The following is a 22,100-nucleotide window of genomic DNA, read 5'->3' as shown; positions in this document are numbered from 1 at the left end:
AACTTACGATGTGGAGAATATTATGGCAAACAGAGTATTAATCGTTGATGACGACCCGGCAATTCGCAAACTATTAGAAAAGGTAATGCAAAGCAACGATTTAAGTTGTACCCTTGCAGAAAATGGGCATGAGGCGCTCGCGCTCTTAAAGGATCATACCTTTGATATCGTCCTTTTAGATATCTCTCTAGGCGATATGGAAGGCTTTGAAATTATTAAGCATATGCGCTCTCAAGGAATCAATACTCCGGTAATGGTTATTAGTGGCCGCAATGAAGACTTTGACTCTTTATACGGTCTTTCTCTCGGTGCTGATGACTACATCACCAAACCCTTTCGCCCTGTCGTCGTCGGTGCGAAAGTAAAGGCCATTTTACGGCGCAATCAACAACTCATGGACGAACATAAGACCATGATTGAGCGCGGTGAATTCTCTTTCGACACCACTACCATGCGTTTCTATAAAAGCGGTGAAGAGATTATCCTTTCCTATAAAGAAAGCGCTCTTATGTCCATGTTCCTCCATCATCCCGGCCAAGTCTTCACAAAGGATATGATCTACGAGCAAGTCTGGGGCACAGACATCGCTGTCGATGATAACGCCATTATGGTTTATATCAACCGCCTCCGTAGCAAGATTGAAGCAGACAGCAAAAAGCCCACCCATATCGTTACCGTTAGAGGGGTAGGCTATCGTTTTATACCATAATTAATATTAATAACTAGCACACAATACTATGAATAAAAATCGTCAGGGCCAAAAGATCGGCACTACCTCCAGGACTGATGTTACGCTGGATAAAATACCTATCCACTTCCTTACACTTACTCATATCTGCTCCTTGGAGACTAAGCGCTAGTTCTCGTACTTCAAGCAGGGTTTCTCGGTTACATCTTGCTAAGATATTCGCATCTTCTACTACTGCCATTAGGGAGAATAATGTTTCTTGCTTTACCCTGTTCCAATCCTTCCCTAGCGCAAGAGCCCTCACCATCTGGGGCATGGCCACCTCTGTAACACTCCGATAACCACTTAGCGCTTCTCCTCTTGCACCAGCGCCTCTTTTATTTCCTGCTAACTTGGCCACTTCCTTTTCTAGGGTTAAGCGTACTAGCTTCTGCTCTTCCTTAATTAAATTCTCAAGACTAATGGACCTTTGTTGTCTTAGGCAAAGACCATAAGCAGCACAAAAAATTCCTAACGAAAAGATTAATCCTTTATGGGTATTAACTCCCTTCGTCTGCCCGTACATTGCTTGCTCAGCGATCTTTCCCCACTTCCTAATTTCTCTAAAAATATCCTCATAAGGCCCAATTACATGAGCACCGGCAAAAGCCATCTTTGAAAAATAAGGGCGAAGAGTTGAGGCACTCACTTCGAAAAGCCGAACATCCATATCTTGATGGGCACCATTTGAATACAAATCAACTAGCCCTGGCTTAACGGTAGTATACACCTCTTCTAAAAGCGCTTGGTAAGCCAGATTGGCCACCTCTTCGCACTCCTTTTCATAACCGTAACTTATCTCTTGCACCTTCATGCTTTATCACCCCTTTAGTTTAAGTACTGACGAATGATTTCTCCGGCTTTACCTGCCACTTCTTCTTGTGAATGGGCCACGCTCCGGCAACAAAGCTTCGCATCTTGTCCACAAAGTAGACATTTACGCGGCTCTCTTCCAATTTCTACCCGGGAGATACTGCTGCCTTTTTCCATTACGTCAATATCAAAAAGACGACCCAGCGGATGATTTTCCTCAATCTCCACCATCTTTTCCTTCATTTCTCTGATGCTACTGCCACCTAAAGCGTAGATAGCACTATTACCAGCCCCGCAACACTGAGCTTTCTTTCGATAAACCACAAGACCGAGGTCGTGAAAAAGAGATTCTATCGTTTTACACCCATAAATAAACGCCCAATAACTCTCTTTCGTCACCTTAACTTTCCCCGGAATATTCATCCCAAAGCTTACCACTACCGCCTGCTCGTATTTCTCCATTAAGGCCTTTTGCAACTGGTCTTTCTCCTCACGAAAGTCTAACACTTCCTGCAGATTTACCACTCTTTCTTCCTTAATCATCTTGAACCACCTCGTTTTTACGCTCGCTTTTTTACCTGACGAACTACATCCATAATGGTACCGTCCCGACTTTCGATAATCCCTACCACCCGGTCCTCAAAAGCAACCTTCTTCGGTTCACCCGCAATGGAAAAGGCAATATCACGTAACTCTTCAATCGTCTTAAAAGGTAACTTAACCTCTTTCATGCAGTCAATCAGATCCTGTCTAGCTGGATTAATGGCAATCCCATAATCGGTAATAACCACATCAATCGATTCTCCAGGAGTCGTAACCGTTGTTACCTCATTACATACCGCCGGCGTTCTTCCCTGTAAGAGCGGCGTCAGCACAACGGTACACTTTGCTCCAGCCGCCGTATCTGGGTGTCCGCCCTGGGCGCCAGTAATAACCCCGTCAGAACCTACTACTACGTTGCAATTAAAGTTCACATCTACCTCTAGGGTAGCAAGAATGACAAAATCTAATTTATTAACAATGGCTCCTTTATTAAAGGGATTGGCATACTCTGAGGCAGAAATCCGAAAATGCTTCATGTTTTGCACCGACTTTACGGCATCTAAGTCAAAATCCTGGGTATCAAGGAGACAATCCACCTGGTTATTAAGTAGCAAATCACACATTGGTTTCGTCAACCCACCAACGCCAAAGCCCATCCGGATATTTCGTTCCTTCATAACTTTCGCTAGAGAGATCGTAGAAGCAATCGAAGCGCCACCAACTCCCGTCTGATAGGAAAAGCCATCTTTAAAGTAAGGGGTATTGATAACAAACTGAGTACAGTAATCGGCCATCATCAGCTTACGCATATCCGTTGTCGGTTTCGCCGCACCTGTGGCAATTTTTTCTGGATTACCAATGGCCTCCACTTCTACCACATAGTCCACCTTGGTCATGGAGATATGGGCTGGAAAATTAGGAAAGGGCACTAGGCAATCGGTAATCGCCACCACTTTATCGGCATAATCGCCATCCACCATAGAATAAGATAAGACGCCACAGTTTGAAACCCCACCGATTCCCCGACAATTCCCATAATCATCACAAGTCGGCGCCCCGATAAAGGCGATATCAATCTTAACTTCGCCGGACTCAATCGCTCGTACGCGACCGCCGTGTGAGCGCATAATGGCGTATCCTTTTAATTTCCCTTCGGAAATAGCCTGGCCTACTCGGCCTCTTACACCAGATGACTGTATCTGGGTAATGGTACCATCTTCAATATAATCACAAAGGGGATCGTGAGCTTTCCCTAAGGAACTGGCACAGATGGTAATGTCCTTAATACCTAACTCATGCACCTCTTTCATTACCATATTGACGATATAATCTCCATCCCGGAAATGGTGATGAAAGCTTAAGGTCATACCATCTTTGATCCCACATTTAAGCAAAACGTCACGAATACCAGCAACCAACTTATCTCCACCGGAGCGAATAACGCACTTCGTTTCCGGTCCTTTTTTTTCATAAACGTGCCCATCATAATAACGTACCCCCTTGAATACTTCTTTTTTTGTCGTCTCGATTACTTCTTCCGGTATATCTCGTCCCACATTATTCAGCATTTTTCATTCCTCCTAGTAAATTCCTGAGGCCTTAGCCATATCTAGAACCCGCTTTGCACCGTCATAAAAGGCAATATCAATCATCTTTCCATCTACAGTAAATACGCCAATGCCTTGTTTCTTCTTCTCGTCGATTTCCCTGACCACTTTTTCCGAAAAAATAATATCCTTCTTTGTCGGTGTGAAAATATCATGGACGATTCCGATTTGTCGCGGATTGACAATCGATTTACCGTCAAAGCCCATCAGTCTTATGGTCTCTACCTCTTGGCGAAAGCCATCCATATTATCAAGATCGGTGAAAACCGTATCAAAGCACTGCACTTTCGCTGCCCGAGCGGCAATAATAAGTTGCTGCCGAGCGCCCATTAACTCCACACCAGTTCCGGTAATGTGCGTCTGCAAATCCCTAGTGTAATCCCCTCCTGAAAGAGCTACTCCAAACATTCTCTCCGAGGCTTCACACACGTCTAAGGCTTTCATTACCCCTCTAGCAGATTCAACAGCGGCCATAATCAGAACTTTACCCGCCGGAATGTGATAGACTTTTTCCGCTTTCACAATTTCTTCTTCCACTAGTTTAATCTGCTGGGGACTCTCGGTCTTTGGTACCCGAATGGCATCGCAGCCACTGGCAACGGCACACCGCACGTCTTCCCGCCAGTATGGTGTGTCGAGACCGTTGATACGCACCACCTTTTCGCAGCCCCGATAATCAATGGTGGTTAACGCGTGAAAAAGTGAGTATCTGGCTGCATCTTTTTGATTCTCAGCCACCGCATCCTCTAAGTCGAAAATAATCGAATCTGGTTTATAGATATACGCATCCTTAATAAGTCCTGGTTTCTGAGCATTTAAGAACATCATGGTTCGTCTTAAACGTTTTTTATTTTCGTTCATGCGATTTCCCTCCATGGACCCGTCTGTCCGTTAGCACGATAAACGGCACATTCTACCCTGGCTCTAATGGTACAGTCTAAAGCCCCTTTATCAACGACAGTGATTTTCACACTTTCTACTGCTAACTTATCTAGAGTTTCCCTAATTACGTTCTCAATCTGTTCCCCGTATTGACTGATTACACTGCTAGTTAGTTCTAATTCAACCTCTCCTTGGCCGCTTTCTACGGTCACTTGACAATCGCTGGATTCTAAAGTTCCTGCTACAGCTGGTTTTACTATCTTCATGGAAAGCACCTCCTCCTTTATCTGTGCTTTCATTCTAAACTCGTTACCTTACAGGTAAAGGCACCTAATCTTAAAAAAAATTAAGAAAGGAAGCAGCGCTCCCTTTCTTAATTTTGTACTAATAATTCTTCTATTTTTTTCTCAAAGGCTTTGTCCTGTTCGGCGCTTCTTTTGGCAGGACCTTTCAGGCGCCCACCACTCATCCGCACTTTCTTCGCCGTATGCCGCGCCAAAAGCAGGGAGTCGATGTTGTAATCGGTATATACCATGCCGTTTTGACTAATCGGAATGCCTTTTCTTGCCAGGCACATGGCGGCCAATCCATAGTCCTGGGTTACAACAATATCCCCTGGCTGTACCATATTAACAAGAGCAAAATCCACGCTATCGCTTCCTTTGGAAACCGTTATGGTCCTTGCGCCCTCTACGGAAAAGGTATGAGATGTATCACAGAGTATGATACATTCCTTTTTATATTTCGTTGCCAACTGGACAGCGATCTTCACTACTGGGCAACCATCAGCATCGATTAGAATCGTCATTGCAATCTCCTGCTTTTAAAATATACGCGAATCGAGAAGAATATCAAACTACCAAAAGTGGCAATTAAGGTGGCACTCATAAACCACACCCCAAGGTTGCGACCAAAAATACTAATCCCCTGGACATATACGAACATTACCATCATTGTAAATTTTATGGTAATCAGGATATTACCCACCTCTTGGTGAACAACGTCTTTGTTGCGCTCCGTCATCGTAACCCCTGTATTCCACGTCCGCGGTTGTCGCTCCACTAAAGATATAATGAGGTATATGGCAATTAAAAACACCTGCACAAAGATTAGCTCGCCCTTACTTCCATAGCGATCCACTTCACCGGAAGCCCCGTAATGGGCTGGGACAACATCTGGAATATGAGACCAGTAGGCCACCAGAAAAAGAGTGGAACCGGCAACTAATATTAGGCTTAAGATATTTAGGATTTTTTGATAGATGCGCCATCCTTTTGTCATCTCAAATACACTCCTCTCCATGAATATTTCTCACCACTAGTGTACCATTTTCTGCTTCCCTTTGGTACAATATATGCAAAAGGAGGTATCACAATGAGTATTTTAGGCACATATATGGTCCCCCATCCGCCCCTTATCATTCCCGAAGTAGGTGAAGGCAAAGAACGAGGAGTCGCCGAGATAACTACAGCCTTTCATCACGTTGCCGAAAGAATTAGTGAGCAAAAGCCAGAAACTATTATCGTCATTAGCCCTCATCAAATAATGTACCGCGACTATTTTCACATCTCTCCAGGGAAAAGAGCCAAAGGCGATTTCTGGGATTACGGAGCTGAAGGTATCACGATTTCCGCAGATTACGACCGAGAATTTATCGCTAATCTCGAGAAGCTGGCAATCGCCAGAGACTTTCCAGCCGGCACCGAAGGCGAACAAACTAAAAGACTTGATCACGGTACCATGATTCCCCTTTATTTTATTAATAAATACTATCGTGATTATCAGGTTGTGCGAATCGGACTATCCGGTCTTTCTCTTACCGAGCACTATACACTAGGACAAATCATTAAAGAAACCGTTCAAGTCCTAGAAAAGGATGTGGTTATTATCGCTAGCGGCGATTTATCTCATCGGCTAAAGGATTCCGGTCCCTATGGCTATAACCCTGCCGGCCCCAAGTACGACCAGCAAATAATGGAAGTCATGGGCAGTGCCGATTTTGAAAAACTCTTTGATTTTTCCGAGACTTTTCTTGATGAAGCCGGGGAGTGCGGGCATCGTGCTTTTACTATAATGGCGGGCACTCTAGACCGTACAGCCGTTAGCAGTGATGCTTTAGCATATCAAGGTCCTTTCGGCGTCGGGTACGGAATATGCACCTACAAGCCTTTAGAAAAAGACCTTTCCCGTAACTTTAAAGAGCAGTATCTGGCAAAAGAAAAACTCTGGTTAGACGAACATCGAACCAGAGAAGATATTTATGTCAAACTTGCCAGACAAGCGATTGAACTTTACGTAACAACAGGACAGCAGCTTACGCTGCCTGAAGATTTGCCAAGCGAGTTCTATGAAACCACCGCCGGGACCTTTGTATCTCTCAAAAAGGACGGTCGGCTACGAGGTTGTATCGGTACCCTCCAGGCAACGAAAGAAAATTTAGGTGAAGAGATTATCGAAAATGCCCTTAGTGCTTCCACTAGAGATCCTCGCTTTGACGGGGTCTCCGAAGACGAACTAGATAAGCTTATTATCAGCGTTGATGTCCTCGGTCCGATGGAAGCAATCACCTCCGAAGCTGACTTAGACGTGAAGAAGTACGGCGTAGTCGTCACCTCAGGTTATAAACGCGGGCTACTTCTACCGAATCTAGAAGGCATTGATACAATCGCTGCCCAAATAAAAATCGCCAAGAACAAAGCTAGTATCACCGAGGACGAAGAATATTCGTTGGAGCGCTTTGAAGTCGTGCGCCACGAGTAGTTCTATTTCCCTACAAGGAGGAATCGCTATGCGAACTACATGTAATGTCTGCTTTCATATGTGTGAATTACTCCCAGGGCAAACGGGCTTTTGCAATGGGCGGCAAAATATCGACGGCAAAATCATCCCTCTTAACTACAGTAAAATCACCGCCCTTGCTCTTGATCCTATCGAAAAGAAACCCTTACGTAACTTTCATCCAGGTTCTTTGATTCTCTCTGTTGGAAGTTACGGTTGTAATTTGCGTTGCCCTTTTTGCCAAAATTTTGAAATCTCCATGGCCTCGAAGGCAGATATAGAAACTCAGGAGATAACACCCGAAGAACTCTGTAACCTAGCCCTTATGAAGCGCGAAAGCGGCAATATCGGCGTCGCCTATACCTATAATGAACCGCTAATCGGCTACGAGTTCGTAAGAGACACTGCCAAGCTAGTAAAAGAAGCCGGTATGGTAAACGTCCTCGTGACAAATGGCACCGCGAGTCCCCAGGTACTCAGCGAAATAAGCCCCTATATTGACGCAATGAACATCGACCTAAAAGGCTTCACGGATGACTTTTATAAGAAAGTCAAAGGGGATCTCGAGACAGTAAAGCGCTTTATCACCGAAGCCCACCAAAGCGCCCACATTGAAGTCACCACACTCGTCATTCCCGGAATGAACGATAGTGAGGAGGAAATTGGGGCTCTAGCAAAATGGCTTGCTTCCCTTGATGCAGATATCCCCTTGCATCTATCACGATTCTTTCCCCGCTATCAAATGCTAGATAATGAAGCCACCGAAATCGCAAAAATATACCGCCTAGCGGGAATCGCCAGACGGTATCTAAAGTATGTCTATATGGGAAATTGTTAGTGGTTTCATTATACTTCTTCTACCAATTTATCCAATACATATGAACAAACCTCTTGATGTATGAATCATGTCAACACCTCCACATATTTCATTACCTCATCTCTAACCCCCAGTTTCTCAGCATAACGGACGAGCGCTTGTAACTTCCTATCTGAAACCGCCATGTATTCTTTAATTGCAGCTTGAAAGATTTGGACATCCATTTTCTTTCGGTTAATGATTGTGTCGCAGATGGTTCGTTCTTGATCATAAACAATAATCATGTTTCCATATCCTGATTCAACCATTGTTGTCCCCATTTCATATAGCTCATCTTTCATCGTTCTTACTTTAATGTGCTTCTTACGCAAATGAACGGCATTATACCCCTTAGGAACAGTAACTTCTATTCTTTGGTATTCTCTATCTGTCAATCCATGAATATAGAGAGCTGTTTCGCCTGAAAAAACAATCTTGGGATTTGCTTTTTGTAATAAATAGAGTTCATCTGGCAAACATCCGGAGCCGCATAAATTCCATGACCTACTCTTTCATACCCATTTTCCTTAACAAAATTTGCCATGTAGGTTTTTGAAATGTCGTGACAAAGAACATCTGCTGTAAATAAATACCCATTATTATCATCTGCAATTTTTTTCAAAACTTCTTTTTTCATAATATCACCTTGTTTACTTTCATGTTTATAATATGTCATTTTTAAACATAAAAGTAAATCAAAGAATAAAAAGCATCCACCCCAGACTAGCCGTAAGCTATTTAAAACTTGGCTTTAGGGTGAATGCTTCACTATTACTTCTGACAATTTTTACAGTAATATGTTCCTCTACCACCAACCGCTTCTTTCGTAAGCTCCCGGCCACAAGTAGGGCAGTTTTTCTGACCATGGACTAAGAGATGGTCTTGGTAACCTCCACTTTCGCCGTTGCTGGAAAAAGTATGGATCGTCGTACCTTTGTAGCGAATGGCCTCGGTGAGAATAGTCTTCGAGGCTTCTAAGATTTCCTCTGCTTTCTTTTTGCTAAGCTTCTTTCCTGGTGTCTTGGGACTTAAGCCTACGCGGAAGCAGACTTCATTGGCGTAGATATTGCCAAGACCGGCTATCACACTTTGATCTAAAAGCAGTGATTTAATAGGTTTCTCACTCCTATGAATCCGCTGGTAGAAATAATCGCTAGTGATGTCCCAAGGCTCCGGTCCTAGTTTCATGAGGGAGGGTTCTTTTAGATAATCCTGTTTATCTACTAGCTTAACCCGTCCGAATTTTCTCACATCGAGATAGCGAAGTCTGGTGCCGTCCTCTAAGAAGAAGCTTAGGTGCTCATGCTTATCCCGGGGAAAGGCAGCATCTACTAGCTCATACTTGCCTTCCATTCGCAGATGGGAGATAAACGCGTCCTGGCTTAGGATAAATATCAAAAACTTGCCTTTGCGGTCGATACTTTCAAAGCTTTGACCGGTTAATCTCTTTGCGAAGTCGGCGGCGTCACCATCGACAATCTTCTCGTAATATACTTCTACCTTGACAATCTCTTTGGGAACCACGGTATCTATTAGCATCCGTCTTACTGTCTCTACCTCTGGTAGTTCTGGCATCCGCTCACCTTCCTTCTCTATTAGCCCTTAATATTGCCTTTTTCCACATGAGGCTTTACAAATTCATTGAATGAATATTCCCATAAAGCCTCGGTATTCTTCGCCGTTTCATGGTTGCGAACGAGAATCTGACTTAGGGTTACCCCGTGTTCCTTCCAGCTTTTACCACCGGCTGCCGCATTTAGCATCATCGGTTGTAAGCGGTCAAGAGCTACCGCGTACTTCGCATCTGCCGAGGTCCCTTCTTCAAATTCATGCCAAAGGCTGAGAAAATGGTCTCGTTGCAGTTCTGGCAGCATCCCGAAGATTCGCTCTGCCGCCTTCTCTTCCCGCTCTTTTTGGGTCTTTTTCGCGTCTTCGTCGTAGGCATAAGTATCGCCGGCATCAATCTCTACTACATCATGAATCAAAATCATCGACAAAACCCGACCAATATCTACGGCTTCTCCTGCATACTCCTGCAAAATTAGCGCAAACATCGCCATGTGCCAAGCGTGTTCCGCATCGTTTTCCTTCCTGCTGCCATCTGCTATATAAGTCTGGCGTCCAATCTTCTTCTCCTTGTCAATCTCTAGTAAAAAATCCATCTGCTGTTTTAACTTATCCACCTGAACTTCCTCCTATGCACTTTGATCAAATTGCGAGTTATACAGTTGCTCATAAAAGCCACCCTGCTGAATCAATTCGTCGTGTGAACCTTGCTCGATGACATCGCCGTCTTTCATAACGAGAATCATATCGGCATCACGAATCGTTGAGAGCCTATGAGCAATAACAAAACTGGTACGCCCCTCCATCAAGTTGTTCATCGCCTTTTTAATCCGCACCTCTGTCCGCGTATCCACATTACTGGTCGCTTCATCAAAGATGAGAATCTTCGGGTTCTGCAAAATCGCCCGGGCAATCGTAAGCAGCTGCTTCTGCCCTTGACTGACGTTACTTGCCTCTTCGTTTAACTCCATATCATAGCCACCTGGTAGCGTCTGAATAAATCGGTGAGCATGGGCAGCTTTAGCAGCGGCCACCACCTCTTCATGGGTGGCATCAAATCTTCCGTATTTGATATTCTCTTCAATTGTTCCTTTAAATAGCCAAGTATCTTGAAGAACCATGCCGAACTGACTACGCAGGTCATCTCTAGCATACTCTCTAATATCGTGGCCGTCTAGCTTAATAGAGCCGCTATTAACATCGTAAAAGCGCATCAATAGCTTAATCATCGTGGTCTTACCGGCACCAGTTGGTCCGACAATCGCTACCGTCTGACCCTGCTTAACCTTCGCTGAAAAGTCATTAATAATAATCTTTTCTGGGTCATAGCCAAAGCGCACGTGATCAAATTCGATATTACCTTCCACCCCGGCGATTGATAGCGGTTTCTTCGTACTCTCTACTTCTTCGGGCTCTTCTAAGAACTCAAATACCCGCTCCGAGGCGGCTGCCATTGACTGTAGCATATTAGCCACTTGAGCCACCTGCTGAATCGGTTGGGTAAAGCTACGTACGTATTGGATAAAAGACTGGATATCACCCACTTCAATCTTACTCTTAAGAGCAAGATAACCGCCGAGAATAACCACCACCACATAACCTAAGTTAGAGATAAACTGCATAATCGGCATCATCATACCTGAAAGGAACTGAGATTTCCAGGCTGACTGATAAAGCTTTTCATTGGTCTCATCAAAGGTCGCGATAACGTCCTTTTCTTTATTAAATACCTTGACAATATTGTGTCCACTGTAGACCTCTTCCACTTGACCATTGGCATCTCCAAGATACTTTTGTTGGTCCATAAAGAAGCCTTGGGATTTATTTACAATTACCGAAATCAGTCCCATAGATACCGGTAGAATCAAAAGTGCCACTAAGGTCATCACTGGGCTGATGCTTAGCATCATCACCAAAACACCGATGATCGTCGTTACCGAAGTAATAATCTGGGTTGCACTTTGGTTAAGACTCTGGCTAAGGGTATCCACATCGTTGGTAATTCTGGAAAGAATCTCCCCGTGGGTCTGCTTATCAAAATAATCCATCGGTAGACGATTAATCTTTTCCGAGATTTGCTTACGCATTCGATACGTAATCTTCTGGGTCATCCCTGTCATAATAAAGCCTTGAATAAAGGTTAAGACCGAGGACAATACATACAGTCCTAAAAGGAAAAGGAGAATCTGACCAATCTTACCGAAATCAATGCCGTCGCCGCCCTGTACTTTAGAGACTAAGCCGGTAAATATTTCGGTGGTGGCTTTACCGAGAATTTTCGGTCCCACAATATTAAAGATGGTACCGCCTACGGCAAAGATAACCACAAATATCACACTTATCTTATACGTTTCCAAATAGCCAAAGAGTTTTTTCATCGTGGGTCCAAAGTTCTTCGCTTTTTCTCCTGGCACGCCCCCCGGAGGGCCACCTGGTCCCCGACCAAATCCTGGGCCTCTATTTTGTTTCTTTGGTTCTGCCATTTTTAGCCCACCTCCTTCATGTCTTCTGCAAGCTCGCTCTCTGATAACTGAGAAGCCGCAATCTGATGGTACGCTTCACAATTTCTAAGGAGTTCTTTATGGGTGCCTTCGCCAACAATCTTGCCGTCGTCTAGCACTAATATTTTTTCTGCATGGGCAATTGTACTGATTCGCTGAGCGACAATAAGTACCGTAGCATCCTTCGTCTTCTTTGCTAGCTCTTTTCGCAGGGTTACATCGGTCTTATAATCAAGCGCGGAGAAGCTATCATCAAAAATATATATCTTCGGATCTCCCGCTATCGCTCTGGCAATGGATAGGCGCTGCTTTTGCCCACCAGAAACGTTCGTACCACCTTGGGCAATTGGACTATCGTACCCATTTTCTTTTTGTGTAATAAATTCTGTAGCTTGCGCAATGTCCGCTGCTTCCTTCATCACTTCTTCGCCATTTTCTGGATCTGAATAAAGAATATTCGAGCGAATTGTTCCGGAGAAGAGCACGCCCTTTTGAGGAACGTAGCCGATATCCTTTCGGAGATTGTGCTGAGTCACTTCCCTAATATCTACACCATCGATTAAGATCTGCCCACCGGTCACATCGTAAAATCTGGGAATCAAGTTAATCATCGTCGACTTACCGCTACCAGTACTACCGATAATAGCCGTGGTTTCTCCCGGTGTAGCCACAAAGGAGACCCCTTCAATAACATCTTCCTCTGCATTGGGATAACGGAAATGCACGTCTTTAAATTCGATTTCCCCTTTGCCTGACTCTGGTAAGGTCTTGGGACTTTTAGGATCTTTAATCATCGTCTCACTAGTCAAGACTTCATCCACGCGAACGGCCGAGACGGCAGCTCGTGGTAGCATAACGGAAATCATACTAATCATTAAGAAGGACATGATAATCTGCATCGTATACTGAATGAAAGCCATCATATCACCTACCTGCATCGTTCCTTCGTTAATTCCGTGAGCGCCGTTCCAGGTGATCAATACGGTGATACCGTTCATAATCAAAATCATCATCGGCATCATAAAGGTCATCGCCCTATTAACAAAGAGCTGGGTTTTCATGAGATCCTTATTGGCTTTATCAAACCGCTTTTCTTCATAGTCCTCGGTATTAAACGCCCGAATAACCTGAAGGCCTGTTAGAAGTTCACGGCTTACAAGGTTGACTCTATCCACTAGCTTTTGTACTAGCTTAAACTTAGGCATAACGGCGATAAAGAGGGTCATCACCACCGTTAGGACAGCGATAATGCCCACACCGATAATCCACACCATATCTACATTTGTATGGAAGACTTTCCAGACACCACCAAGAGCCATAATCGGTGCCATCAGGACCATTCGCAGCATAATTATCGTAATCATCTGAATCTGTTGAATATCATTAGAGCTTCTGGTAATTAGTGATGCGGTAGAGAACTTATCGTACTCACTATTGGAAAAGCCCACTACCTTTTTATAAACATCACCACGTAGTCGCTTACCGACACCGGCACCTGTACGCGCGGCTAAGAAGCCGACGATTACGCTGGCTACCATCCCGATAGCCGCTAACCCTAGCATCTTCGCACCAGTCTTAAGGATATAGTTATTTTGCATTTTTTCCAGATTTACATTGGCGTTTTCGTATGCGCCTTGGATATACACCGCTGTTGCCTGCTCTAGCATCGTATCTGGGATATCCTTTAGCTTATCTTGAATCGCTGCCGGGTCCATGGCCGCCTGAGCATTTGCTCCCGCTTCCCCGGATTTGTCTGCTTCGGCTGCCGCCTGAGAGGCTGCCATAATGAGAAACATCGGCTCTTCTACAGCATCTTCTAGCTTCTCGCGCTTGGCGTCGTTATCCTTAACAGACTTCTTTAGCTTTAACACTGGGACCTTTTCGGTCGAGTGTTTCTCATCCTTTTCATAACTCTCTTGCAGAAGCTCAGCGGTCTCGGGGGATGACACCATCTGGAGCTTTCCCATGTCCTCTTCACTTATGTAGTGGGGGACTTTTTCGCTAATACCCTTTTGCTGAATACCAACGTTAACGATATTAGACGTATAGGTAGGTAGCGACAAGTCGCAATATACCTGCACGATTAATACTAACAAAATCGCTAGAACGCTGGCCCCAAAGGGCTTTAGAAACTTAATTAATTTATTCATCTACTTGTTTTCCTCGCTTTCTGTGGGGTGATTTGTGCTCGTGCATATCTAGGTGTACTTCTCGCATCACCTCGTACACATCCTTCTCCTCATTGTCTTCCAAATTGGAAATGACTTGAAGCAATAGACGTCTAAAGATTATTTTTTCTTCTGCCGTCATATTCTCACAGATTAGCTGATCCATTCCTTGGATCGCATCCTCAATTTTCTGAACCTGAGCTAGGCCCTTTTCCGTAATGCTAATACGAACTATCCGCTTATCTTCGGAATCTAAGGTTTTTTCAACCAATCCCATATGTTCCAGTTTCTTTAGTGCTACCGTCATAGAGGGCGCCGTAATACACGAGCGCTTCGCTAGCTCCGCTTGGGAAAGCTGGCCCGCGGCTCGCAGACTATAAAGGATTCGCGCCTGACCTGGCTTAGCTTCTATGGTATTCATCCGCTTCATTGACCGATAACCTAAAAGGTGTCCCAGCGTCGTTATCAGCATAAAAAACGGTGCACTATTACCCTTTTTCATTTTTTTCACCTCTTTTATTGATTAGATGTCTAACCAATACTTTAACTCATCTTTTTTATTTTTTCAAGACCATTCGTCGCTTAATTTAACTTTATACTTTTTTAATAATTGTTAGACAGAAAACGAAATAAGACCCTAGGGTCTTATTTCTGAAGTGGTTCTCTAGTTTGCTAATTTCTCCTTGGCTATATCCATACTTTCTACAAAGAAAAAGCTTTTTCCACGATTGCATTCGATTAGGAACGCATCAAAAGAGGGTGTGGAGTACTCGCTAAAATCGCCGACCACCGCTACCTTCTTCCCGTAGTTTACCATCTTCTGAAGTACCTCTCCGGCAAATCCTGTGGATAACCAGTAGAACTCCTGAGGAAACATCTCCTTTTTCATAATTAACTTGTTGCATCCATCCTGATAATCTATGGTTCCCGCCAAATCAAGCATCTCTCCTGGACTTTTAATCTGTACGTCATCGCTAGCAATCGCAATTTTATCGTTGTTTATTTCAATAATTTTATAATTCATAATTTGTACCTATGCTTCTTCCTTCGTAATCATTACAATCATATCTAACATGGTTTTGACAAAGTCGATTTCACCCCAAAGAGATACACGTACGATGCTCTGAGCTTCAATATACTGCGAGCGTAGAGACGAGTTCGTCAAATCATCTGGCTTTGCATTCATCGTCGCTGACAGCAAATTGATAATTCTAAGAGCCTCTTCTTCATCTAATACCTGGATATCAATAACCGAGGAGCTAGTAATCTTACGAGAGGTAAATACCCGTTCATCCCCTGTCTTATTCGCTTCAAGAAACACACTCAAATCATGACCACTGATCCGCCACGCTTTACCGACCTTTACTGCAGGTAGTTTTCCTTCCCTTATATATCTTTGAATCGTCTTCGGATGAATACCAAGTGTCTTCGCCACATATTCTACCGATAAATAGTTCCCTTCCATAGCAAAAAGCTCCTTTCTGTTCCTTTTAAGGTAATTATAAGGAACAATGAGGAGCTTGTCAAGTTTTTTTATGGTTCTTATAGTTCATCTGAATCTAAGACAATGGTAAAGGGACCGTCATTCACTAACTCCACCTGCATCTCGGCGCCAAAAGACCCTTTCTCTACCACCGGTACCTCTTCTTTACATTTGCGAATAATATACTCATAGAGAGCTTCGCCAAGAGCTGGTGAACCGGCCTGAGTAAAGCTGGGGCGATTCCCTTTCTTACAGTTGGCATATAGGGTAAACTGAGAGATAAGGAGTAAGCTACCGCCTACCTGCTCTAGAGATAGATTGGTCTTTCCTTCACTATCTTCGAAGATCCGCAGACCGATCAGCTTACGCACCATCTTATCGGCGATAGCTTCCGTGTCTTCATCGGCAACACCAATAAGCACCATGTAGCCTTTGCCAATTTCACCGATGACTTCACCAGCTACTTTTACACGACTTTCGGTTACTCTTTGAATAACAAACTTCATCAGCCTACTCCTTCACCATCTGCACATAGGGCAAATCTTCATAGCCGAGGGACTCATAAAGCCTCTTTGCCCGGTTGTTATCTGGCTCTACCTCTAGGCGGATTCTAGAAACCTTACTTTCAACATTCGCCTCCATAAAGGCAAAGAACTCTTTGCCAAGGCCCTGCCCTCTAAATTCCGGTAGCATAAAGAGCTCTTCAAGCCAAGCCACCTTGCCACCCACCTCTTGGGAAAACGTAAAGCTAAGCAGGGCGTAACCGGCAACCTGATTATCACTTTCTAAAATATAGGCCTTCACATAATCGCTAGAAGACATTAATTCATTCCACGTATTTTCAATATATTCATCAGGAATGCTATGAAGCACAGCCTCTGACTGATAAAAAGCTCTTACTAGGTCTAGATACACATCCTTATCCTTTGGTTCCACACTTCTAATCATGATACTTCTTCTCCTTCTAATTCTACTACCTTTGCTTTACTTGGTAGCTGCACTTGAGCAATTAAAATTGCCCCAAACATCAACAAACATCCCAGTAGCTCCTTTGGACTTAGGTACTCTTTTAGCACTAGCCAACCAGCCAATACGGAAAAGCATGCCTCCATACTTAAAATCAAAGAGGCCACCGTGGCCTTTACATACCGCTGTCCAATAATCTGTAACGTATATGCCACCCCACAAGAGAGCACGCCTGCATATAAAAGGGGACCAATCGCCGGTACAAACGTCGAAAGCTTTGGACTCTCCGAAAAAAGAATCACCGGTAGGGATAAGCCGCCTGCCACAAAGAATTGTAAGCAGGACATCTTAACTCCCGGCGCTTTCATGGTGAAATGATCAATCACCATAATATGTACGGCATAGACAAGGGCTGATAAGAACAGGATCATGTCCTCTTTTGCCAAGACAAATTCCTCTGAGACGCAGAGAAAATAAAGTCCCACAAAAGCCAAGCCTACAGCTAACCAAATCTGCAGTCCGGTTTGTTTCTTCATAAAGAAGCAGATTACGGGTACGAAGACAATATAAAAGGCGGTGATAAAACCTGTCTTACCGGCAGTGGTATAACGAATTCCGATCTGCTGCAAGGTACTAGCCACAAAAAGCACTATGCCACAGGCAAGTCCGCCGATAAGCAAATCCTTACGCCGGTAGTTTGCCTTAGGCCTTTCTCCCTTTCTATCTGATCTATCTAAGAACCAGATACAAGGGAGTAAGGCGATTCCGCCAATAATACAGCGAACGCCATTAAATGTAAATGGAGGCAGCATATCTGCCCCAAGACTTTGAGCTACAAACGAGGTCCCCCAAATAAAGGACACTAGTGCTAACATAATAATTCCTTTAACCTTCATAACTATTCCTTTTTCATTCCTTTATTCCTCGAACTTTATCCCTTCTTTAAGTATGGACGTACACTTCGGACAGCGCACCGCCTGATACGGAATGGTCGAAAAACAATACGGACATTCCTTTGTTGTCGGCTCACTATCCATCTCTTCCTTCTGTTCTCCTGGCATCATCTTCCCTGCTGTCTGTGACAGACTGTTCATACCCTTGATAATCAGAAAGATGACTAACGCCATAATTAGAAAACTTAAAATCGCTTCGATAAACTTTCCATATGCTAGGGTCGCCGATCCAATTTTTACAGCCAGCTTATCGACACTTTCTACATGAGCCACCATATTGATAAGGGGCGTGATAATGTCTTCCACTAGGGAGTTTACGATTTTTTGAAACGCACCACCGATAATCACACCCACTGCCAAATCAATCACATTTCCCTTACTGATAAATTCCTTAAATTCTTTCAAAAAGCTTTTCAATGTTTACACCTCCAGTTATTAGACCTACTGTCCATTCTAGCCTTTAAGATACAGTTCTTCAACCACCAAATCCTCTAACGCATTCATATTCTCCCAGGAATGTTCAAGCTCCCGGGAATAACTGCTACTAATATTTTCCAAAAGCTCCCTTGCTTCTTCTGGCTGCTCACACTCCAGATTCGCCTGCCAGAGGCTGCGAATCAGCTCTACATTAAAGAGTGCCATCTTAACAATTGCCAGTGGATTCGCACTATAGGCAGCCCCCGTATAGTAACTAAGAATAAAGTACGCCAAAAGCTGGCGAAAATAGAAATCAAATTCTGGCAATTTTTTCGTTTCTTTACGCTCTGGTGCCGCTAGACTCTGATCTGCCATTTGTACAAATCCTGGATCTCTGAATTCGCAGTGGACTTTCATTAGCTTCCAGCCTCCTCGCACCTCTCTCCTATAATCACCAGCAAAGTCACTGGTAAGAGAACGCTTTTGCCAAAGGTTTGCCGCCTCTACCTCTTCAAGATCTTCCTCGTCCGTATAAGACTGAAGGATTTCACCGGCTCCCAGTAGCTGTCCTCGTAGCTCACTGTAGGATATCTCTGAATCGTAGATTAGTCGTAGCAGCTCTTTTCTAGTTTCTTTCAGAAAACGGTAAAGTACCGTATCGAATTCCTCAAAGAACTCAGTCTCCTCATCCCTTGTATGTGTAAAAAAGAGGGGTTTCTCTTGGGCTAGTAGTAAACGAATTCCTTCTGGACAGGAGATGGATATCGTCAGTTCTCGCTCTCCTTCAAACTCCTCTACGTGACGGGGGTACATCCGGCAGGTATCGCACAGATAGGACGCACCGCACTCCTTATAGATTTCACACAGATTGTCTTTTCTTAGAAAAGCACAACGCCCTTCTCTATCTTGATAAAAGCATTCTTGCTCTAAGTCGATACCCTCAAGCAGGCTTCCACCTATGGCTTTATATTTATCTAAGCTTTCCTCATCGATGACAATCTGCCAACCGGCACAGCATGTCTCGGGGCACTTGTCTGCTAAGCATTTAAATTGATCATAATAGTTAATTTTATAATATTCCATAGCTCCCATTCTACAGGAAAAAGCGGCCGCTAACAAGCGACCGCCTTCATTTCATACTTTATTTATATTTTTTGAGCCATTCCATAGCAACCCCTACGTAAGTCGCCGTTCCCACTGGCATAGCCCCTTCATCAAAGAACACTTTTGGATGGTGGAGCGGATATTCATACCCATCCTCGGAATTCCCAGCACCTAGTGCTAAGAAGACCGCCGGAACTCTGGTCGAGACGTGAGCAAAATCTTCTGATCCCGTCTTAAAGATTCCTGACTTTTCTCCCAAATCGAGAATCTGATCCTCTGATAATATCTGAGGCAGAAGTTCTTTTACCTGATCCACCATCACTGGATCTGAGGCCATTGCCGGACACTGGGTAGGGAACTTAACCGTCGCTTCTGCCCGGAAGGTCCTAGCAATCCCATCAGAGATTTCTTCTATCCGCTTCAGTACAAACGCTCTCACGCTCTCATCTCTCGTTCGAATGGTGCCGCTCATAAAAGCGGTATCTGGAATTACATTCGATACCGCGCCGCCGTGAAGCTGTCCCATGGTTAGGGCAAGTGAGGCGCCTGTTGGCATTTCTCTAGCGTGAATCGATTGCAGAGCCTGATAGATATGGGTAATCACATTTAAGGGATCCACCCCGGTATTTGGCATCGCTCCGTGACAACCTTTACCTTGGACGTGAATTTCAAACCAATCTGCAGCTGAGAAGTTTGACCCAGCCTCTGGCATAATAACGCTTCTTGAAGCTAAAGGCATTCCAGAAAAGACGTGGACAAAGGCTGCGGCATCGACTTTTGGATTCTCGAGAATACCGGCCTCTACCATTTCAATGGCGCCTAAGAGGCTTTCTTCTGCCGGCTGAAACATCAGCTTAATAGTCCCCTCGATTTCGTCTTCATGTTGCTTTAAGATACGGGCAGCGCCTAAGAGCATCGCCGTATGCATATCGTGTCCACAGGCGTGCATGCTTCCTGTCTCTGACTTGAATTCATGATCTCCTTCTTCTTGAATTGGCAGCGCGTCCATATCGGCCCGTAATAAGAATACTTTACCCGGCTTCTTGCCACCCACTAGCGCCACCACGCCTCTGGCACAGTCTTGGGGCTCATAGCCCATCTCTTTTAGCTTTTCCATAACGAAGGTCTTCGTCACCGGCAGATCTAGTCCGATTTCCGCGTGTTGGTGAACGTAGCGCCGATTGGCAATAATTTCTTCCTCAATTGCTTTTGCTTCCTCTAAATATTTCATTATAATCCTCCATTTATTTTTATTTATGCTCGTTCCGACACTTCCCGTGCGCCTGCTTTCTGGGCTTGGCCTCTTTTATATAAGAAGAAGGACCAGGCCAAAGAGATGAATAAGAACAATATCATCATCGGACCTTGCTTACTCATAAACGTCCCGTAGGATAAGCCCACGGTTAAGACAACTGAAATAAGCGCCGGTAGCCAAGACGTCCGTAAGTCCCGGACGATTACCGGAAAGCCAAGGGCTCCCATAATGGCAGGCATGACGTTGGCAAAGGCCGGTGCTAAGACAGGGCTATTCAGCAGTGGTAAAAGCTGAGCGGCTAAAACCATGCCCACAAAGAGTACCGCTGTGGTTACTAAAGAAGAGATCGCAATGGAAATCATCGAAATTGCATCCCCTTCATCAGAACCCGTTTCTACACCAGCGATTTTACGACCGCTAGTAGCGGCGGGAATCTTCATATTCATGACGTTACCTGTGACAAAGGATAAATACTGGCCACCAGCACCGATAATCGGTAGGTAGGACAAAAACTCGATTACCGCTACCGGGCCAAAGACCATCAAGACCGAGCCGATGGCAGCAAAGGTCGTGCCCCAATCAATTTCTTCTTTAAAAAACAACGAGGTTAAAAAAGGAACCCCAAGAAGTGCTACGATAATTAAAAATGACGATATACGTCCGACTAAATGTACTTTTCTATTGTATTCACTCATGCTCATTTTCCTCCTATGAAATAATAATCGCCATCGCCATACCCATGATCATCGCCATTGGGAAGGAGAAATCAGAGAGCCACTTAAGGCTTAGTTTCTTAGATATCCAGTCTAGTAACACCACCGCAATTCCCGCTGTCAGACAGACAACGATTCCCACCGGATCCTGGAAATTAACGGCGCGAGGTACGAACATGACACACATCAAGCCAATAAACATAGCGCCCGCCGCTACCTTCATAAAGCCCCCACTTGACTGGGCACTTTTTACACGGCCGTCATAGAACTTAAGCAGTAACACATTTACCAGCGGCCAAACAATACTCACGCCGCACATTACCCAGACGGCGCTGATAAACGCTGGACCCGATACACTAGCATCCCCCATACCTTCGTATCCAAACATTCTCAGGGTCATATCTGCAGCGGCTGACTCATAGCTTACCGAACCGATAACTGAGAGTCTAAGCCAAGGCACGTACTTTCCTAGTGACGGCATAAGCGCTGCTACCGTAATTACGATTGGCAGTGATGGTAAAAGTGAAAACACTGCACTATTGACCATCGCTTTCTTGACGTTCGTCTGGTTCATGTTCAGTTCTTTCGTTCTTTTTAGCCCCATCCTCACAAAGATAACCGACTGTCCTACCACTAATAAAATAGGTACCAAACAGAGGATAAATAGGGTTTGTGAATTGGCAATTTCTAAAAAATTTTTCATTTCTTCCCTTCCTTTCCTGAATATACTAATTGCTTATTATAATATCTAGGTATTGTCTGATTATA

Annotated in this window: 27 protein-coding genes; 3 read left to right on the top strand and 24 right to left on the bottom strand. The window is 44.3% G+C overall.

Annotated elements, in window-relative coordinates; genetic code table 11:
• Positions 1-22 precede the first annotated feature (22 nt).
• Positions 23-709, top strand: a complete 687-nt coding sequence (locus tag NHH16_RS08055; protein WP_262069080.1) for a response regulator transcription factor — start codon at positions 23-25, stop codon at positions 707-709.
• Between the two features lie 13 nt (positions 710-722).
• Here NHH16_RS08055 and NHH16_RS08050 read toward each other — a convergent pair whose 3' ends face one another.
• The 7 genes from NHH16_RS08050 to NHH16_RS08020 all read right to left on the bottom strand — a co-directional run bounded on the left by NHH16_RS08050 (position 723) and on the right by NHH16_RS08020 (position 5,853).
• Positions 723-1,541: a triphosphoribosyl-dephospho-CoA synthase gene (locus NHH16_RS08050; protein ID WP_262069079.1), complete on the bottom strand. Its 819-nt coding sequence runs from the start codon at positions 1,539-1,541 to the stop codon at positions 723-725.
• Between the two features lie 14 nt (positions 1,542-1,555).
• Positions 1,556-2,083 (bottom strand): citrate lyase holo-[acyl-carrier protein] synthase, encoded by a 528-nt coding sequence (citX, locus tag NHH16_RS08045; protein WP_262069078.1) that lies wholly within the window; start codon positions 2,081-2,083, stop codon positions 1,556-1,558.
• 17 nt (positions 2,084-2,100) lie between these two features.
• Entirely contained in the window at positions 2,101-3,651 is a 1,551-nt protein-coding gene (gene citF, locus NHH16_RS08040) for a citrate lyase subunit alpha (protein WP_262069077.1), read from the bottom strand.
• Positions 3,652-3,663: 12 nt separating this feature from the next.
• The gene (locus tag NHH16_RS08035; RefSeq protein ID WP_262069076.1) at positions 3,664-4,551 is read right to left on the bottom strand and encodes an aldolase/citrate lyase family protein; all 888 of its coding nucleotides are present in this window, start codon (positions 4,549-4,551) and stop codon (positions 3,664-3,666) included.
• The gene (gene citD, locus NHH16_RS08030; protein WP_262069075.1) at positions 4,548-4,838 is read right to left on the bottom strand and encodes a citrate lyase acyl carrier protein; all 291 of its coding nucleotides are present in this window, start codon (positions 4,836-4,838) and stop codon (positions 4,548-4,550) included. The genes NHH16_RS08035 and citD overlap by 4 nt, the downstream gene beginning before the upstream one ends.
• A gap of 107 nt (positions 4,839-4,945) precedes the next feature.
• Positions 4,946-5,380: a YaiI/YqxD family protein gene (locus NHH16_RS08025; RefSeq protein ID WP_262069074.1), complete on the bottom strand. Its 435-nt coding sequence runs from the start codon at positions 5,378-5,380 to the stop codon at positions 4,946-4,948.
• Positions 5,377-5,853: a DUF1648 domain-containing protein gene (locus NHH16_RS08020; RefSeq protein WP_262069073.1), complete on the bottom strand. Its 477-nt coding sequence runs from the start codon at positions 5,851-5,853 to the stop codon at positions 5,377-5,379. The genes NHH16_RS08025 and NHH16_RS08020 overlap by 4 nt, the downstream gene beginning before the upstream one ends.
• A 93-nt stretch (positions 5,854-5,946) precedes the next feature.
• Between NHH16_RS08020 and amrA the strand changes: the two genes are divergently transcribed.
• Both amrA and amrS read left to right on the top strand, forming a co-directional pair.
• Complete coding sequence (gene amrA / locus NHH16_RS08015; protein WP_262069072.1) at positions 5,947-7,332, top strand: AmmeMemoRadiSam system protein A; 1,386 nt, start codon at positions 5,947-5,949, stop codon at positions 7,330-7,332.
• 28 nt (positions 7,333-7,360) lie between these two features.
• Entirely contained in the window at positions 7,361-8,188 is an 828-nt protein-coding gene (amrS, locus tag NHH16_RS08010; protein WP_262069071.1) for an AmmeMemoRadiSam system radical SAM enzyme, read from the top strand.
• Between the two features lie 65 nt (positions 8,189-8,253).
• Here amrS and NHH16_RS08005 read toward each other — a convergent pair whose 3' ends face one another.
• The 17 genes from NHH16_RS08005 to NHH16_RS07925 all read right to left on the bottom strand — a co-directional run bounded on the left by NHH16_RS08005 (position 8,254) and on the right by NHH16_RS07925 (position 22,035).
• Positions 8,254-8,682: a type IV toxin-antitoxin system AbiEi family antitoxin domain-containing protein gene (locus NHH16_RS08005; RefSeq protein WP_262069070.1), complete on the bottom strand. Its 429-nt coding sequence runs from the start codon at positions 8,680-8,682 to the stop codon at positions 8,254-8,256.
• Entirely contained in the window at positions 8,598-8,843 is a 246-nt protein-coding gene (locus NHH16_RS08000) for a type IV toxin-antitoxin system AbiEi family antitoxin domain-containing protein (protein WP_262069069.1), read from the bottom strand. The genes NHH16_RS08005 and NHH16_RS08000 overlap by 85 nt, the downstream gene beginning before the upstream one ends.
• A 134-nt stretch (positions 8,844-8,977) precedes the next feature.
• Positions 8,978-9,781, bottom strand: coding sequence for a DNA-formamidopyrimidine glycosylase (gene mutM, locus NHH16_RS07995; RefSeq protein ID WP_262069068.1), 804 nt, complete (start codon positions 9,779-9,781; stop codon positions 8,978-8,980).
• A 20-nt stretch (positions 9,782-9,801) separates the two neighbouring features.
• Positions 9,802-10,389 (bottom strand): HD domain-containing protein, encoded by a 588-nt coding sequence (locus tag NHH16_RS07990; RefSeq protein ID WP_262069067.1) that lies wholly within the window; start codon positions 10,387-10,389, stop codon positions 9,802-9,804.
• A gap of 12 nt (positions 10,390-10,401) precedes the next feature.
• On the bottom strand, positions 10,402-12,255 hold the full coding sequence (locus tag NHH16_RS07985) for an ABC transporter ATP-binding protein (protein WP_262069066.1): 1,854 nt from the start codon (positions 12,253-12,255) through the stop codon (positions 10,402-10,404).
• A gap of 2 nt (positions 12,256-12,257) precedes the next feature.
• A complete protein-coding gene (locus tag NHH16_RS07980; protein ID WP_262069065.1) occupies positions 12,258-14,423 on the bottom strand; it encodes an ABC transporter ATP-binding protein in 2,166 nt (721 codons plus the stop codon).
• Positions 14,416-14,943 carry a MarR family winged helix-turn-helix transcriptional regulator gene (locus NHH16_RS07975; protein WP_262069064.1) on the bottom strand — a complete coding sequence of 176 codons (528 nt, stop codon included), beginning with the start codon at positions 14,941-14,943 and terminating at the stop codon, positions 14,416-14,418. The genes NHH16_RS07980 and NHH16_RS07975 overlap by 8 nt, the downstream gene beginning before the upstream one ends.
• Before the next feature lie 162 nt (positions 14,944-15,105).
• Positions 15,106-15,465 carry a DUF4180 domain-containing protein gene (locus NHH16_RS07970; protein ID WP_262069063.1) on the bottom strand — a complete coding sequence of 120 codons (360 nt, stop codon included), beginning with the start codon at positions 15,463-15,465 and terminating at the stop codon, positions 15,106-15,108.
• Positions 15,466-15,474: 9 nt separating this feature from the next.
• Positions 15,475-15,906, bottom strand: coding sequence for a helix-turn-helix domain-containing protein (locus NHH16_RS07965; protein WP_262069062.1), 432 nt, complete (start codon positions 15,904-15,906; stop codon positions 15,475-15,477).
• Between the two features lie 77 nt (positions 15,907-15,983).
• Entirely contained in the window at positions 15,984-16,430 is a 447-nt protein-coding gene (gene dtd / locus NHH16_RS07960) for a D-aminoacyl-tRNA deacylase (RefSeq protein WP_262069061.1), read from the bottom strand.
• Between the two features lie 4 nt (positions 16,431-16,434).
• The gene (locus tag NHH16_RS07955; RefSeq protein WP_262069060.1) at positions 16,435-16,872 is read right to left on the bottom strand and encodes a GNAT family N-acetyltransferase; all 438 of its coding nucleotides are present in this window, start codon (positions 16,870-16,872) and stop codon (positions 16,435-16,437) included.
• Entirely contained in the window at positions 16,869-17,786 is a 918-nt protein-coding gene (locus NHH16_RS07950) for a DMT family transporter (RefSeq protein ID WP_262069059.1), read from the bottom strand. The genes NHH16_RS07955 and NHH16_RS07950 overlap by 4 nt, the downstream gene beginning before the upstream one ends.
• A 21-nt stretch (positions 17,787-17,807) precedes the next feature.
• Positions 17,808-18,260 carry a large conductance mechanosensitive channel protein MscL gene (gene mscL, locus NHH16_RS07945; protein ID WP_262069058.1) on the bottom strand — a complete coding sequence of 151 codons (453 nt, stop codon included), beginning with the start codon at positions 18,258-18,260 and terminating at the stop codon, positions 17,808-17,810.
• Between the two features lie 36 nt (positions 18,261-18,296).
• Complete coding sequence (gene fliB / locus NHH16_RS07940; protein ID WP_262069057.1) at positions 18,297-19,343, bottom strand: flagellin lysine-N-methylase; 1,047 nt, start codon at positions 19,341-19,343, stop codon at positions 18,297-18,299.
• 58 nt (positions 19,344-19,401) lie between these two features.
• Entirely contained in the window at positions 19,402-20,595 is a 1,194-nt protein-coding gene (locus tag NHH16_RS07935) for a M20 metallopeptidase family protein (protein WP_262069056.1), read from the bottom strand.
• Positions 20,596-20,618: 23 nt separating this feature from the next.
• Complete coding sequence (locus NHH16_RS07930) at positions 20,619-21,314, bottom strand: hypothetical protein (protein WP_262069055.1); 696 nt, start codon at positions 21,312-21,314, stop codon at positions 20,619-20,621.
• 13 nt (positions 21,315-21,327) lie between these two features.
• Positions 21,328-22,035, bottom strand: a complete 708-nt coding sequence (locus NHH16_RS07925; protein WP_262069054.1) for a DUF5058 family protein — start codon at positions 22,033-22,035, stop codon at positions 21,328-21,330.
• Positions 22,036-22,100: the final 65 nt, after the last annotated feature.

It is taken from the genome of Ohessyouella blattaphilus (assembly GCF_024721265.1).
Taxonomy (GTDB): Bacteria; Bacillota; Clostridia; order Lachnospirales; family Lachnospiraceae; genus Aequitasia; species Aequitasia blattaphilus_A.
Note: the sequence above shows the minus strand (reverse complement) of the source record. Positions and strands in the feature narration are given on the sequence as shown.

What these genes read in the sequence shown, in the direction of transcription:
- NHH16_RS08050 (WP_262069079.1), bottom strand. Translation starts at nt 1,541, where the DNA reads ATGAAGGTGCAAGAGATAAGTTACGGTTATGAAAAGGAGTGCGAAGAG.
- NHH16_RS07985 (WP_262069066.1), bottom strand. Translation starts at nt 12,255, where the DNA reads ATGGCAGAACCAAAGAAACAAAATAGAGGCCCAGGATTTGGTCGGGGA.
- NHH16_RS08055 (WP_262069080.1), top strand. Translation starts at nt 23, where the DNA reads ATGGCAAACAGAGTATTAATCGTTGATGACGACCCGGCAATTCGCAAA.
- NHH16_RS08020 (WP_262069073.1), bottom strand. Translation starts at nt 5,853, where the DNA reads ATGACAAAAGGATGGCGCATCTATCAAAAAATCCTAAATATCTTAAGC.
- dtd (WP_262069061.1), bottom strand. Translation starts at nt 16,430, where the DNA reads ATGAAGTTTGTTATTCAAAGAGTAACCGAAAGTCGTGTAAAAGTAGCT.
- NHH16_RS08035 (WP_262069076.1), bottom strand. Translation starts at nt 4,551, where the DNA reads ATGAACGAAAATAAAAAACGTTTAAGACGAACCATGATGTTCTTAAAT.
- NHH16_RS07975 (WP_262069064.1), bottom strand. Translation starts at nt 14,943, where the DNA reads ATGAAAAAGGGTAATAGTGCACCGTTTTTTATGCTGATAACGACGCTG.
- NHH16_RS07980 (WP_262069065.1), bottom strand. Translation starts at nt 14,423, where the DNA reads ATGAATAAATTAATTAAGTTTCTAAAGCCCTTTGGGGCCAGCGTTCTA.
- citX (WP_262069078.1), bottom strand. Translation starts at nt 2,083, where the DNA reads ATGATTAAGGAAGAAAGAGTGGTAAATCTGCAGGAAGTGTTAGACTTT.
- NHH16_RS07970 (WP_262069063.1), bottom strand. Translation starts at nt 15,465, where the DNA reads ATGAATTATAAAATTATTGAAATAAACAACGATAAAATTGCGATTGCT.
- amrS (WP_262069071.1), top strand. Translation starts at nt 7,361, where the DNA reads ATGCGAACTACATGTAATGTCTGCTTTCATATGTGTGAATTACTCCCA.
- NHH16_RS08000 (WP_262069069.1), bottom strand. Translation starts at nt 8,843, where the DNA reads ATGAAAAAAGAAGTTTTGAAAAAAATTGCAGATGATAATAATGGGTAT.
- mutM (WP_262069068.1), bottom strand. Translation starts at nt 9,781, where the DNA reads ATGCCAGAACTACCAGAGGTAGAGACAGTAAGACGGATGCTAATAGAT.
- NHH16_RS07950 (WP_262069059.1), bottom strand. Translation starts at nt 17,786, where the DNA reads ATGAAGGTTAAAGGAATTATTATGTTAGCACTAGTGTCCTTTATTTGG.
- NHH16_RS07955 (WP_262069060.1), bottom strand. Translation starts at nt 16,872, where the DNA reads ATGATTAGAAGTGTGGAACCAAAGGATAAGGATGTGTATCTAGACCTA.
- NHH16_RS07925 (WP_262069054.1), bottom strand. Translation starts at nt 22,035, where the DNA reads ATGAAAAATTTTTTAGAAATTGCCAATTCACAAACCCTATTTATCCTC.
- NHH16_RS07965 (WP_262069062.1), bottom strand. Translation starts at nt 15,906, where the DNA reads ATGGAAGGGAACTATTTATCGGTAGAATATGTGGCGAAGACACTTGGT.
- amrA (WP_262069072.1), top strand. Translation starts at nt 5,947, where the DNA reads ATGAGTATTTTAGGCACATATATGGTCCCCCATCCGCCCCTTATCATT.
- NHH16_RS07935 (WP_262069056.1), bottom strand. Translation starts at nt 20,595, where the DNA reads ATGAAATATTTAGAGGAAGCAAAAGCAATTGAGGAAGAAATTATTGCC.
- NHH16_RS07930 (WP_262069055.1), bottom strand. Translation starts at nt 21,314, where the DNA reads ATGAGTGAATACAATAGAAAAGTACATTTAGTCGGACGTATATCGTCA.
- NHH16_RS08025 (WP_262069074.1), bottom strand. Translation starts at nt 5,380, where the DNA reads ATGACGATTCTAATCGATGCTGATGGTTGCCCAGTAGTGAAGATCGCT.
- citF (WP_262069077.1), bottom strand. Translation starts at nt 3,651, where the DNA reads ATGCTGAATAATGTGGGACGAGATATACCGGAAGAAGTAATCGAGACG.
- fliB (WP_262069057.1), bottom strand. Translation starts at nt 19,343, where the DNA reads ATGGAATATTATAAAATTAACTATTATGATCAATTTAAATGCTTAGCA.
- citD (WP_262069075.1), bottom strand. Translation starts at nt 4,838, where the DNA reads ATGAAGATAGTAAAACCAGCTGTAGCAGGAACTTTAGAATCCAGCGAT.